This window comes from Oscillibacter sp. MSJ-31 (assembly GCF_018918025.1).
Classification (GTDB): domain Bacteria; phylum Bacillota; class Clostridia; order Oscillospirales; family Oscillospiraceae; genus Hominicoprocola.
This window is the reverse complement of the sequence record NZ_JAHLPT010000004.1, coordinates 35,854-48,409: the sequence shown is the minus strand read 5'-3', so window position 1 is coordinate 48,409 and position 12,556 is coordinate 35,854. Positions and strand designations below refer to the sequence as shown.

At 64.3% G+C, this 12,556-nt stretch carries 11 protein-coding genes; 3 read left to right on the top strand and 8 right to left on the bottom strand.

What is annotated here, in order from left to right:
- Window positions 1-2 precede the first annotated feature (2 nt).
- From KQI17_RS04695 to ylxM, 6 genes are all read right to left on the bottom strand, one after another.
- A complete protein-coding gene (locus tag KQI17_RS04695; protein WP_216495041.1) occupies window positions 3-1,259 on the bottom strand; it encodes a glutamate-5-semialdehyde dehydrogenase in 1,257 nt (418 codons plus the stop codon).
- A gap of 5 nt (window positions 1,260-1,264) precedes the next feature.
- Window positions 1,265-2,035 (bottom strand): glutamate 5-kinase, encoded by a 771-nt coding sequence (gene proB, locus KQI17_RS04690; RefSeq protein WP_216495040.1) that lies wholly within the window; start codon window positions 2,033-2,035, stop codon window positions 1,265-1,267.
- A 164-nt stretch (window positions 2,036-2,199) separates the two neighbouring features.
- Complete coding sequence (locus KQI17_RS04685) at window positions 2,200-2,430, bottom strand: KH domain-containing protein (protein ID WP_022019160.1); 231 nt, start codon at window positions 2,428-2,430, stop codon at window positions 2,200-2,202.
- Window positions 2,431-2,447: 17 nt separating this feature from the next.
- A complete protein-coding gene (rpsP, locus tag KQI17_RS04680) occupies window positions 2,448-2,687 on the bottom strand; it encodes a 30S ribosomal protein S16 (RefSeq protein WP_022019159.1) in 240 nt (79 codons plus the stop codon).
- A 73-nt stretch (window positions 2,688-2,760) separates the two neighbouring features.
- A complete protein-coding gene (gene ffh / locus KQI17_RS04675) occupies window positions 2,761-4,137 on the bottom strand; it encodes a signal recognition particle protein (RefSeq protein ID WP_216495039.1) in 1,377 nt (458 codons plus the stop codon).
- A 13-nt stretch (window positions 4,138-4,150) separates the two neighbouring features.
- Entirely contained in the window at window positions 4,151-4,516 is a 366-nt protein-coding gene (ylxM, locus tag KQI17_RS04670) for a YlxM family DNA-binding protein (protein WP_216495038.1), read from the bottom strand.
- A 198-nt stretch (window positions 4,517-4,714) separates the two neighbouring features.
- Here ylxM and yfmF point away from each other — a divergent pair, with 198 nt between their 5' ends.
- Genes yfmF through lgt form a run of 3 tightly spaced genes read left to right on the top strand, consistent with a single transcriptional unit; the run spans window position 4,715 to window position 8,267 of the window.
- Entirely contained in the window at window positions 4,715-5,986 is a 1,272-nt protein-coding gene (gene yfmF, locus KQI17_RS04665) for an EF-P 5-aminopentanol modification-associated protein YfmF (protein ID WP_216495037.1), read from the top strand.
- Window positions 5,983-7,272 carry an EF-P 5-aminopentanol modification-associated protein YfmH gene (gene yfmH / locus KQI17_RS04660; RefSeq protein WP_216495036.1) on the top strand — a complete coding sequence of 430 codons (1,290 nt, stop codon included), beginning with the start codon at window positions 5,983-5,985 and terminating at the stop codon, window positions 7,270-7,272. The genes yfmF and yfmH overlap by 4 nt, the downstream gene beginning before the upstream one ends.
- Window positions 7,269-8,267, top strand: coding sequence for a prolipoprotein diacylglyceryl transferase (gene lgt, locus KQI17_RS04655; protein ID WP_216495035.1), 999 nt, complete (start codon window positions 7,269-7,271; stop codon window positions 8,265-8,267). The genes yfmH and lgt overlap by 4 nt, the downstream gene beginning before the upstream one ends.
- 59 nt (window positions 8,268-8,326) lie before the next feature.
- Here lgt and KQI17_RS04650 read toward each other — a convergent pair whose 3' ends face one another.
- Both KQI17_RS04650 and KQI17_RS04645 read right to left on the bottom strand, forming a co-directional pair.
- Entirely contained in the window at window positions 8,327-11,395 is a 3,069-nt protein-coding gene (locus KQI17_RS04650; protein ID WP_216495034.1) for an efflux RND transporter permease subunit, read from the bottom strand.
- A gap of 5 nt (window positions 11,396-11,400) precedes the next feature.
- Window positions 11,401-12,549 (bottom strand): efflux RND transporter periplasmic adaptor subunit, encoded by a 1,149-nt coding sequence (locus tag KQI17_RS04645; protein WP_216495033.1) that lies wholly within the window; start codon window positions 12,547-12,549, stop codon window positions 11,401-11,403.
- Window positions 12,550-12,556: the final 7 nt, after the last annotated feature.

Here is a 12,556-nt window from a genome sequence, read left to right as displayed (position 1 = left end):
CCTTACCGGATCTGTCCGCTGCCGCGGACGACGTATTTGTAGGTACACAGCTCGTCGAGCCCCATGGGGCCGCGGGCGTGGAGCTTCTGCGTGGAAATGCCCATCTCGCAGCCGAGGCCGAACTCGCCGCCGTCGGTGAAGCGGGTGGAGACGTTGACGTAGACCGCCGCGCTGTCCACCTGCTCGGTGAATTTCTTTGCCGCGGCGGCGTCCTCGGTCACGATGCAGTCGCTGTGGTGCGTGGAGTGCGCGGCGATGTGCGCGATGGCGGCGTCCACGCTGTCCACCACGCCGACGGCGAGGATGTAGTCGAGAAACTCGGTGTCGAAGTCGCGCTCCCCGGCGGGGGTGCCGTCGATGATCCGCGCGGCGGCGGGGTCGAGCCGCAGCTCGACGGGGACCAGGCCGGCGGCGGCACGGTCGTCCACGATGGCTTTTTTGAGCAGGGGCAGGAACTGCGCCGCGACGTCCCGATGAACAAGGCAGACCTCCTCCGCGTTGCAGACGGAGGGCCGGCTGGCCTTGGCGTTGACGATGATGCTGACCGCCTTCGCAAGGTCGGCGGCCTTGTCCACATAGACGTGGCAGATGCCGGTGCCGGTCTCGATGCAGGGGACGGTGGCGTTCTCCACGCAGGCACGGATCAGGCCCGCGCCGCCGCGCGGGATGAGGAGATCGACGAGGCCCTTGGCGGTCATCAGCTCCTGCGCGGAGGCGTGGCTCGTATCCTCCACGATGTTCACGATGTCGGGGTCGCCGCCCGCCTGCGCAACGCCTGCCTTGAGCGCCGCGACGATGGCGCGGGCGCTGCGGTAGGCTTCCTTTCCGCTGCGGAGCATACAGACGTTGCCGCTCTTGACGGCAAGCGCCGCAGCGTCGGAGGTGACGTTGGGGCGGCTCTCGTAAATGATGGCGACGAGGCCGAGCGGCACCTGCACCTTGTCGATGACGATGCCGTTGGGGCGCACGACCTCGCTGAGAACGCGGCCCGTATGGTCGGGAAGCCTGACGGTGTCGCGGATGCCGTTCGCCATGCCGGTGATGCGGTTTTCATCGAGCTTGAGCCGGTCGAGCATGACGTCGGTGATGCGGCCGCGCGCGGCGGCCATGTCCTCCGCGTTCGCGGCGAGGATCTCCGCGCAGTGCGCCTCCAGGCTGTCCGCCATGGCAAGGAGCAGCGCGTTCTTTTTCTCCGCGCCGGCAGCGGCAATGCTGCCCATCGCCGCGCGGGTCTTTTGAAGAAGCTCCAGCGTTGTCATATTCTTCACCTCTTGACCAGAAAGCGGGTGCCGATGGGCTTGCCCGCGACGATATCATACAAAAGCTCCGGCTTTTCGCCGTTGGCGATGACCATTTCGCAGCCCGCGCCGACAGCGATCTGCGCCGCCAAGAGCTTGGTCGCCATGCCGCCCGTGCCAAGGCTCGAACCGCTGCCGCCGCCGAGGGCGATGATGCGCTCGTCGACAGTCTCCACGGTGGGGATAAGCTTCGCGTCAGGGTTTTTGCGCGGGTCGCCGTCATACAGGCCGTCGATGTCCGAGAGCAGCACGAGCAGGTCCGCAGAGACGGTGGCGGCGACGATGGCGGAGAGCGTGTCATTGTCGCCCACGGCGATCTCCTCGGTGGAGACGGTGTCGTTCTCGTTGATGACGGGCAGCGCGCCCAGCTCCAGCAGGCGGTCCATCGTGTTGTGGAAGTTCGCCTTCCGGCTGCCGCCGTCGGCGATGTCCGGCGCGGTGATGAGGAGCTGGCCGACGATGTGGTTATACTCGGTAAAGAGCTTGTCGTAAACGTACATCAGCTCGCACTGGCCGACCGCGGCGGACGCCTGCTTGCCCGGCATATCCTTGGGGCGCTCGGACAGGTTGAGCTTGCCGAAGCCCATGGCAATGGCGCCGGAGGAAACGAGAATGATCTCGTGGCCCGCGTTCTTCAGGTCGCTGAGCGTTTTGCACAGCCGCTCCATCCGCTGAATGTTCAGCCGTCCTGTGGGGTAGGCGAGCGTGGAGGTGCCCACCTTGACAACGATACGCATAAGAAAGGCTCCTTTCTTTCAGTAACAAATAAAAGTGATTTGCATTATAGCACAGCCTTTCGGATTTTGCACTACCTTTCTGCAATTTTTAACGCGGCGCGCTGCATTTTTTCGCGTGCGGCAAAAAAATGCACCCGAAAGCCACAGGCTTTGGGTGCATTTTCTCAGTCAACAATATCGACCGATACTTTCTCTCCGGTGCGCTGCGCATAGGAGCGGATGACTGTACGGATCTCTTTGGCGATGCGGCCCTGACGGCCGATCACCTTGCCCATATCGTCGGGCGCAACGTGCAGCTCCAACGTCAGCTCGTCCGTTCCCTGCTTCTCCGTCACCGTGACCTCATCCGGATGCTCGACCAGATTTTTGGCGATGTAGAGCAGCAAGTCCTTCATGCGTTGTCCCCCGCGGATCAAATCGCGTTGATTCTCTTGAGCAGCGCGCGGACGGTGTCGGTGGGCTGGGCGCCGGTCTTGATCCACTCCTGAGCGCGCTCGGCGTCGATCTTGATCTCAGCGGGACTCACGCAGGGATTGTAGGTACCGATCTCCTCGATGAAGCGGCCGTCGCGGGGATAGCGGGAATCGGCGACGACGACGCGATAGAAAGGAGCCTTCTTGGCGCCCATACGGCGCAGACGAATTTTGACCATGGTGTTTTTCCTCCGAAATAAAATATGTTTTTTGTTGTATGATCGTATGCACTTGGCATGAATCAACGGGGTATTATTTGAAGCGCTTCTTGCGGCCGAAGCCGTGCATCCGGCTCATGCCGCCCTTGCCGCCGAAGCCGCCGAGTCCCTTGGGCATCCTGCCGCGGGTCATCTGCTTGACAAGGTCCTGCATCAGCTCGAACTGCTTTAAGAGGCGGTTGACGTCCACGACCTCCAGTCCGCAGCCGGCGGCGACGCGCTTTTTGCGGCTCGCACCGAGGAGCTTGGGGTTCTCGCGCTCCTCCGGCGTCATGGAGAGGATGATGGCCTCGGTGTGCGCCATGACCTTGGGGTCGATCTCGGCGCCGGCCAACTGCTTGCCCATGCCGCCGGGCATCATCTCGGCGAGCTGGCTGAGGTCGCCCATGCCGCGCAGCTGCACGAGCTGTTCATAGTAGTCGGTGAGGGTGAAGCGGTTCTTCTTGAGCTTTTCCTCGAGCTTCTTCGCCTTCTCCTCGTCGACGTGCTGCTCCGCCTTTTCGATGAGGCTGAGCACATCGCCCATGCCGAGGATGCGGGAGGCCATGCGGTCGGGGTGGAAGGGCTCGAGCATGTCGAGCTTTTCGCCCGTGCCGATGTATTTGATGGGCTTTCCGGTCGCCGCGCGGATGGAGAGCGCCGCGCCGCCGCGGGCATCGCCGTCGAGCTTGGTGAGCACGACGCCGTCGATGCCGAGGGCTTCGTCAAACGCGGTGGCGGCGTTCACGGCATCCTGTCCGGTCATGGCGTCCACGACCAGCAAGATCTCGTTCGGCTTCACCGCCGCCTTGACGCGCTTGAGCTCGTCCATGAGCTGCTCGTCGATGTGCAGGCGGCCGGCGGTATCGAGAAAGACGATGTCGTTGCCGTGGTCCCTGGCGTATTTGACGGCCTCGACCGCGATGGTGACGGGGTCGATCTGCCCCATCTCGAACACGGGCAGGCCGAGCTGTGCGCCGACGACCTGCAGCTGCGTGATGGCCGCGGGACGGTACACGTCGCAGGCGGCGAGCAGCGGGCGCTTGCCCTGCCGGCGCAGAAGGCCGGCGAGCTTGGCGACGTTCGTCGTTTTGCCCGCGCCCTGAAGGCCGACCATCATCACGACCGTCGGCGGGTTGTTGGCAAAGGTCAAGCGCGCGTTCGCGCCGCCCATCAGAGCCGTCAGCTCCTCGTTGACGATCTTGATGACCTGCTGGGCGGGGGTGAGGCTGTCGAGCACCTCGGCGCCGACGGCGCGCTCGGATACTTTGGCGACAAAGTCCTTGACGACCTTGTAGCTCACATCCGCCTCGAGCAGCGCCATGCGCACCTCGCGCATCGCGAGCTTGATGTCCTCCTCGGTCAGGCGGCCCTTGCCGCGCAGGCCCTTGAATACGCTGTTGAGCTTTTCGCTCAGGCCCTCAAATGCCATGAAATGCTCCTTCTTACTCCTTGAGTGCCGCGGTCTCCTGTTCGATCACGGTCACGAGCTCTGCGATGCGGGAATCCTCATACCGGCGGTCATTGAGCCTGCGCAGCTCGTCCGTCGCCGCCTCGATGCGCTCGAGGTGGGGGGTGCGCTGCATAAAGCGCTTGACAAGGCCGGTCTTATCCTCGATCTCGGTCATGTACGCCTCGGCGCGGACGATGACGTCGCGCACGCCCTGGCGGGAGATGCCGTAGTTCTCGGCGATCTCGGAGAGGGACAGGTCCTCGTCGTAGTAAAGCTCGTAAAATTCCTTCTGCCGCTCGGTGAGGAGTTCGCCGTAGAAGTCAAAGAGCATCGTCATGCGAAAGGTCTGATTTTTCACGGGGAATCCTCCTTTGAGTATTCCGTGTAAAGTCATAACACTTTACAACAAGAATCAGTTTACACGAGTTTAGCAGAAAAGTCAAGGCTTATTCGCGGGAAAAACGGCGAATGGGAAAGATTTTATGAAAAGATGTGGTAATGTTCACATTTTCGTGCTATGCTACCATCAATATAGAATGGAAAAGGAGCCGCTTTTATGGAGCCTTTGCGAAAGGAACTGGCGGAGGGCGTTTTTCTGACCTACGTCCCCGCCGCAAAATTCAAGACCGGCGTGCTGGGCGCGCAGCTCATCACGCCGCTGGAAGAGAGCACCGTCGCCGCCGGTGCGCTGCTGCCCGCCGTGCTGCGCCGCGGCACGACCGCGCACCGCGATATGCGCTCGATCGCCGCGGAACTGGACCGCCTGTACGGGGCGTCCATCGCCTACACCGTGCGCAAGAAGGGCGAGAATCAATGCCTCGGCTTTGTCGGCAGCTTTCTTGACGAGCGTTATGTCCCCGGCGGAGAGCAGCTGCTCGAGCCGATGGCCGACCTGCTCGGCGAGCTGCTGCTCGATCCGCTCACGCGGAACGGGCGCTTCCTGAGCGACTATGTGGAGAGTGAGAAGGAAAATCTGATCGACGCCATCGAGAGCATCCTCAACGACAAGCGCGACTACGCCGACGCGCGGCTTTTGCAGGAGATGTGCCGCGGTGAGCGCTACGGCATCGACCGGCTCGGCACCGTGGAGGGCGTGGAAAGGCTCACGAATCAGACGCTCTACCGCTATTACAGCGAGCTTCTTGCCACGGCGCGCATCGAGCTGTTCTACTGCGGCAGCGCGGACTGCGCGCGCGTGGAGGGGGCGCTGGACCGTGCGCTGGCGGCGCTCCCGCGCGAGCGGGTCGCCGAGCCTGCAGTCGCCGAGCGTGTGGGCGCACCCGAAACGGTGCGCGAGATCACGGAGACGATGGACGTGACGCAGGCGAAGCTCGCCATGGGCTACCGCGCCGCGAGCGAGGACACGTCCGCGCTGCTGCTGGCGAATCTCATCTTTGGCGGCTACTCCAACTCCAAGCTGTTTCTGAACGTGCGCGAGAAGCTCTCGCTGTGCTACTATGCCTCGTCCGGCTACCACCGGTCCAAGGGCATCATCACGGTGTCGAGCGGCATTGAGGCGCAAAATTACGAGGTCGCGCGGCGTGAGATCGCCGCGCAGCTCGAGGCCGTGCAGAACGGTGACTTCGAACCGTGGGAGCTGGAGGGCGCGCGGAGCTGTATGCTCTCCTCGCTCCGCTCGCGCGAGGACAGCGCGGGTCGGCTGGAGGAATACTATCTCGGGCAGGCCGCGACGGGGCTGTGGGAGGATACCGACGCGCTGATCGCGCAGCTCGAGGCCGTCACGCCCGAGCGCGTCGCCGAGGCGGCGCGGAGCATCCGGCTCGACACGGTCTATTTCCTCACCGGAAAGGAGGGCGCGGCGCAATGAAGTGGAACGAAACGAATTATCCCCGCATCGGCGAAACGGTGCTGCGGACCACGCTGCCGAACGGACTGACCGTCGCCGTTGTGCCCAAGCCGCTCTACCGCAAGCGCTACGCCTTTTTCACCACGCGCTACGGCGGCATGGATATGCGCTTCCGGCTCGACGGCGTGTGGCACGATACGCCCGCTGGCATCGCGCACTATCTGGAGCACAAGATGTTCGACACCGAGGACGGCAACGCTTTGCAGGTTCTGAGTCAGAACGGCGCAGAGCCGAACGCCTTCACCTCCAACGCGACGACCGCCTATTACTTCGACTGCACGGAGCATTTTGAGGATAATCTGAAGATCCTGCTCTCGTTCGTCTCCGTCCCCTACTTCACGCAGGAGAGCGTGGACAAGGAGCGCGGCATCATCGGTCAGGAGATCCGCATGGTGGAGGACACGCCCGACTGGAGGGTCTACACCAACCTGCTCGAGTGCCTGTACCACTCCTCCCCCGCCCGCGTCGCCATCGCCGGTACGGTGGAGAGCATCGCGGAGATCACGCCCGAAACGCTCTATGCCTGCCACAAGGCGTTCTACGACCCGGCGAACATGATGCTGTGCGTCGTCGGCGACGTGAAGCCCGACGAGATCGCCGCCATCGCGGAGGAGATTCTGCCGAATAGCCGCGGCAAGGCCATCGAGCGCGACTATGGGCAGGAGGATATGCGCGTCGTCGAGAAGTGCCGCCGCGAGGCGATGGAGGTCTCAATGCCGCAGTTCCTCGTCGGCTTCAAGTGCCCTCCCGCAGCGGACGGCGCGGCGCTGATGCGGCAGGACATCATCGCGGACATCGCCTGCGACATCCTGCTCGGCGATTCCTCGCCGCTCTACCAGCGGCTCTACGACAAGGGGCTCATCAACGGCAGCTTCGGCGGCGGCTTCGATCAGCTCCCCGGCATCGCCTACCTCTACGCGGGCGGCGACAGCAACGAGCCCGAGACGGTCGTGCGCGCCATTCTGGACGAGGCGCAGCGCCTCGCGCGCGAGGGCGTGGACGAGGCGTTCTATCAGCAGCTCCGCCGCGCGAGCTTCGGCTCGACGCTGCGCGCGCTCAACAGCTTCGAGAACATCGCCGTATCCGTCGCGGACGGCGCGTTCCGCGGCTTTGATCCTTTCCGCTTCCCCGAGGTGTACGATTCCGTCACCCGCGCGGATGTGGAGGCGTTTCTGCGCGAGAGCATCGTCGAGGAGCGCAGCGCGCTGTCCATTCTTATCCCCAAGAAGGAGGGAGCTTCCCAATGAGTTATCCCAACGCAGACATCAGCTTTCCCGGGCTGTTCGGCGACTGGCGCTTTACCCTCCCGCCCAAGCTGCTCGACATCGGCAACGGCATCTACTGGTACGGCGTGCTCATCGCCGCAGGGCTGCTCATCGCCCTGTGGTTCTGCATGAAGCGCGCGCCGCGCTACGGTCTGACCGAGGACGACGTGATCGACACCGTGCTTTGGGCCATCCCCTTTGCCATCGTCGGCGCGCGGGTCTACTATGTGCTCTTTTACCTCGACCAATTCCGTCTTGCGGACGGCAGCATCGACTGGGCGGAGACCTACCGCATCTGGGACGGCGGGCTTGCCATCTACGGCGGCATCCTCGCGGCATTCCTGACCGCGTGGCTCGTCTGCCGAAAAAAGCAGCTCAGCCTTTGGGCGCTTGCCGACTGCTGCGTCGCGGGCATCTTCATCGGGCAGGCCATCGGCCGCTGGGGCAATTTCTTCAACCGCGAGGCCTTCGGCGGCATGACCGAGCTGCCGTGGCGGATGCGGCTGTGGATCAGCGGCACCTACTATATCGACGTGCATCCGACGTTCCTGTATGAGAGCCTTTGGAACGTCGCGGGGCTGCTGCTCCTCTGCCTTGCGGTGGACAAGGTACGGCGCTTCGACGGTGAGAACACCTGCTTCTACTTTCTCTGGTACGGCATCGGGCGCTTCTGGATCGAGGGGCTACGGACCGACAGCCTGTATCTTTTCCACGTCACGCTCTTCGGCGAGCGCGTGCGCGTGTCGCAGGCGCTGAGCCTTGTGATGATCGTTCTCACGGCGGTCATCCTGCTGAAGAACCGCAGCGCCGATCCCGCGCGGATGTTCGTCAACCGCCGGCTCGCCGGGCAGGCGACCGTCCTGCCCGATCGGAGCGAGGAGCGTCCCATCGAGGACGGTCCCGCGGAGGACGCCGCCGGTGGGGAATCGTCCGCGGAGGGCGCCGCAGAGCCGGCGGACGGCGGAGACAACGGCTGAGAGCCTATTGAATAAACGGAAGGACCGCGAGTGCGGTCCTTCCGTTTTGCTTTGCTGTTTTATGGTTTGCTCTGCGCGGCGGCGAGCTTTTTGGCCTTCCTCCGCTCCCGGCGGTGCGTCAGGTCGTCGATGACGCAGTAGTACACGGGGGTGAAGAGCAGCGTGATGACGGTCGAGACGAGCATACCGGCGATCATGGTGGTGCCCATGTCGCTCATCATCTCGTTCATCTTGCCGGTCATGCCGAGCGCCGTCGGCACGAGGGCGAGGATGGTGGTGAGCGTGGTCATCAGCACGGGGCGGATACGCAGCGGGCAGGCGTGGAGAATGGCCTCCTCGCGCGTCTCGCCGCGGTCACGGCGCTGCTTGATGTAGTCCACGAGGACGATGGAGGCGTTGACCACCGTACCGGCAAGCATGATGAGGGAGACGAGCGAGATCATCGAAAGATCCTTGCCTGTGAGCGGCAGCGCGAAGAGCGCGCCGGCAAAGGCGATGGGCAGAATCATCATGATGATGACCGGCATGACGAAGGACTCGAACTGCGAGGCCAGCACGAAGTACACAAGGCCGACGGAGACGATGAGCGCAAGGCCGAGGTCGGAGAAGTTCTCCATCATTTCCGTGTAGCCGCCGGCAAGCTCGGCGGTGTAGCCGCCGGGGAGCGTGTAGCCCGCGAGGATGGCGCGGATGCTCTTGGCCATGGCGCTCGTGTCGCCGTCCGCAGCGTCACCGGAGATGGTCACCTGGCGGGACTGGTTGTAGCGCGTGATGGTCTGCGGGGACATGACGACGCTGACGTCGGCGATGCTGCCGAGCGGCACGCTGCCGCCGGTCGGCGTGGAGATCGCCATGGAGCGCAGGGCGTCCAGACTCTCCTCCGCGCGGCCGTCGCCGCGCACGACCACGTCGACCTCCTTATTGTCGATGGTGACGGTGGTGGCGGTGCTTCCGGTCAGGCCGGAGCGCACCGCTGCGGCGACGCTGTAGGCGGTCAGGCCGTACTGCGAGCACGCCTGACGGTCCGCGGTCACCTTGACCTGCGGCACCTGCTCGGCGACCGTGGAGGAAACGTCCACCGCGCCGGGGATCGCCGCGATCTGCGCGGTGAGGTCATCCGCGATCATCTTGAGCGTGGTGTAGTCCTCGCCCGTGATGTTGACGCTCACGCCGCTGCCGCCCATCATCGCGCCCATGTCGTAGGCCGAGCAGGTGATCTCGCAGCCGGCGACGTCATAGGTCGCGTCGCGCAGGGCGTTGGCAATGTCGGTCGCGCTGCGGTCGCGCTCGCCCTTGTCGGTGAGGTTGAGCACCAGACTGGCGCTCTGACCGCTATCGGCGGTGTAGTAGTAGCTGGCAAGCTCGGGGATGGTCTCCTCGGCAATGGCGGCGACGCGCTCCGCCATCGCCGCCGCCTGCTCGACCTTCGAGCCGATGGGCATGGAGACAGTCACGGTGACCATGCCCTCGTCCATCTCGGGCAGGAGCACCATTTTGGTGTTCAGGCAGGCGGCGAGGAACACCGCGACGAGGGCGACGGACACCAGCACGCCGCGCTTGAGGTGATGCACATAGTAGTCGAGCTTTTTCACATACCAGTCCATGAGCTTCTGCGCGCGGCGTCCGCCCTTCTGCGCCCTTTGCAGGGCGTCAAGATGCACCTTGCTCTCGTCGAGCAGGAAGTAGCACAGCAGCGGCACGAGCGTGACGGCGACGGCGAGCGAGCCGAGGATGAGGAAGGCGATGGTCAGGCAGAAGTCCTTGAATATCTGACCCGCGATGCCGCCGGTGAGGCCGAGCGGCAGGAACACCGCAACGGTGGTGAGGGTCGAGGCGGTCAGCGAGAGCGTGACCTCCTTCGTGCCCTCGACGCAGCTGGTCATGCGGTCGTGTCCCTCGGACGCCCAGCGGTAGATGTTTTCGAGCACGATGATGGAGTTATCCACGATCATGCCGACGCCCATGGCGATGCCGCCGAGGCTCATCATGTTGAGTGTCAGGTCGCAGACGTACATCAGCACGAACACCGCGAGAATGCACACGGGCATGGAGACCGCGATGGTCATGGTCGCGCCGCCGCGGCGCAGGAACAGCCACACCACGAGCGCCGCAAGCACGACGCCGAGGATGATGCCCTCGAGCGCGGCGTCGACGGCGACGTTGATGTACTCGCTCGCGACGTAGGGGATGGCGTAGTGGATGGAGCCGTCCTTCGCCGCCAGCTCCTCCATCGCCGCGGCCACCGCCTCGGCGGTCTTGACCTCGTTCGCGCCGGAGCGCTTGCTGACCTGCAGGATGATGCCGGGCGTACCGTCCATCGCGGCGATGGCGTCGCGGTCGGAGGTCTCGAAGGCGACGTCGGCGACCTCGCCGAGGCGCACCGTGCCGCCGGTCTGGAGCGGGATGTTGATGTTGGCGACCTCATCGACCGTGGAGAGCTGCGCGTCGGTGGTGACGGAGAGCTTCTGACTGCCGTTGTAGACCTCGCCGGCGGGATAGAGCAGGTTCTCCGCCTGCAGGATCTGCGTGATGTAGCTCGTGGAGAGGCCGTAGCCCGCGGCGCGCTGCGCGTCGAGCGTCACGGTGATCTGACGCTCCACGCCGCCGGAGACGGAGACGGACGCCACGCCGTCGATGCGCTCGAGCGCGGGGGCGACCACGTTCTCCGCCTGCTGCTGGAGGGCGGCGAGGTCGTCGCCGAGAAGGCCGACGATGGCGCTCGGCATCAACTCGGACACGTTGATGTTCAGAATGACGGGAGAGCCGCAGCCGTCGGGCAGGCTGAGCGCGTCGAACTTCTCGCGCAGCTTGGTCGCCGCGATGTCCACGTCGGTGTTCTCAACGTACATGATCTGGATGGTCGAGATGCTGTCGGCGCTCGAGGAGGTGACGGAGTCCACGCCGGGCACCGACATGATGGCGGACTCGAGCGGGCGCGTGACGAGCTGCTCGATGTCCTCGGGGCCCGCGCCGTTGTAGTAGCAGTACACATAGGCCGCGGGGTATTCGATGTTCGGCAGCAGCGCCATCTGGAGCTGGGTGGTGTAGACCACGCCGAACACGGCGATCATAATGACCGCGAGCAGCGTTGTGACCTTGTGCCTGATGCAGAATTTTGCAATGTTCATGGAGCTTATCCCTCCACGACGCGCACGGCGTCGCCGTCGGAGAGGTACTGCTGGCCGACTGTGACGAGCTGCTCGCCCGCGTCAAGACCGCTCGTGACCTCGGTCATGCCGCTGCCGGTGAGGCCGGTGGTGATGTCGACGCGCTTTGCCGCACCGTTCTCGACGATAAAGACATACTGCCTGTCGCTGCTCGTGAGGATGGCCTCGCTCGGCACGACGACCGCGCTCTCGCTCACGGCGGTGTGGAAGGTCACGTCGGCAAACATACCGGAGAGCAGGCCCTCGACCTCCGCGGGCACCGTGACGGTGACGGTGTAGAGCTTCGTCATCTGATTGGCGGTCTTTTCGACGGAGCGGATCACGCCGTCAAATTCGGCGTCCGCCGCGCTGACGCGGACCGTGACCGTGTCGCCGATGGCGAGCTTGGGCACCAGCGCCTCGGAAACCATGACGGTGACCTTCATCTGCTCCGCGCCGTCGATGACGGCGACGGCGTAGCTGGGCGAGACCATGCCGCCCTCGCTCGCGGTGAGCGAGGCGAGCACGCCGTCCACCGGCGCGATGACGTTGCCATGGCTGTCGATGTTCTCCATCGCGAGGGCGAGCTGCTCGTAGCTCGACCTCGCGCTCTGCATCCCCGCCTCGAGCTGGGCGAGCGTGGAATCACGCTGTGCCTTGGCGGAGAGGTATTGCAGCTCCATCTGGTCGACCTCCGACCGGGAGGCCGCGCCGATCTCAAGGAGCGCCTTGGTGTCGTTCCAGTTCTTTTCGTACAGGGCGACCTGACGGTCGAGGATGTCCTTCTGGGCGCTGTAGCTCGACGCGGCGCTCGTGTAGCCGATCTCCGCCGCGCGGTACTGCGCCAGCGCGCTCTCCATGTCGAGCGAGCAGATTACGTCGCCCGCCTTGACCGTGTCGCCCGCCTGCACATAGACGGCGGTACACTTAGCCGTCGAGGTGACGTAGACGCTCGTTTCGCTGTCGGCGGTCACCTGACCGGAGACCGTGTTCTCCGAGGCAATGTCCTGCGCCTCGACCGTCTGCACCTGCACGGCGACGCCGGCGGGCGCGGTGACGGTCTCTTCCTTTTTGCAGCCCGCAAGGCTCAGCGCCAGCGCGATCGCCAGCAGCAGGGAAATCGTTTTCTGTTTCATCTTTCAG

Bases quoted from the DNA above. Each gene is read 5' to 3' on its own strand.
- KQI17_RS04695 (WP_216495041.1), bottom strand. From the start codon at position 1,259: ATGACAACGCTGGAGCTTCTTCAAAAGACCCGCGCGGCGATGGGCAGC.
- KQI17_RS04685 (WP_022019160.1), bottom strand. From the start codon at position 2,430: ATGAAGGACTTGCTGCTCTACATCGCCAAAAATCTGGTCGAGCATCCG.
- KQI17_RS04650 (WP_216495034.1), bottom strand. From the start codon at position 11,395: ATGAACATTGCAAAATTCTGCATCAGGCACAAGGTCACAACGCTGCTC.
- yfmF (WP_216495037.1), top strand. From the start codon at position 4,715: ATGGAGCCTTTGCGAAAGGAACTGGCGGAGGGCGTTTTTCTGACCTAC.
- proB (WP_216495040.1), bottom strand. From the start codon at position 2,035: ATGCGTATCGTTGTCAAGGTGGGCACCTCCACGCTCGCCTACCCCACA.
- yfmH (WP_216495036.1), top strand. From the start codon at position 5,983: ATGAAGTGGAACGAAACGAATTATCCCCGCATCGGCGAAACGGTGCTG.
- lgt (WP_216495035.1), top strand. From the start codon at position 7,269: ATGAGTTATCCCAACGCAGACATCAGCTTTCCCGGGCTGTTCGGCGAC.
- rpsP (WP_022019159.1), bottom strand. From the start codon at position 2,687: ATGGTCAAAATTCGTCTGCGCCGTATGGGCGCCAAGAAGGCTCCTTTC.
- KQI17_RS04645 (WP_216495033.1), bottom strand. From the start codon at position 12,549: ATGAAACAGAAAACGATTTCCCTGCTGCTGGCGATCGCGCTGGCGCTG.
- ffh (WP_216495039.1), bottom strand. From the start codon at position 4,137: ATGGCATTTGAGGGCCTGAGCGAAAAGCTCAACAGCGTATTCAAGGGC.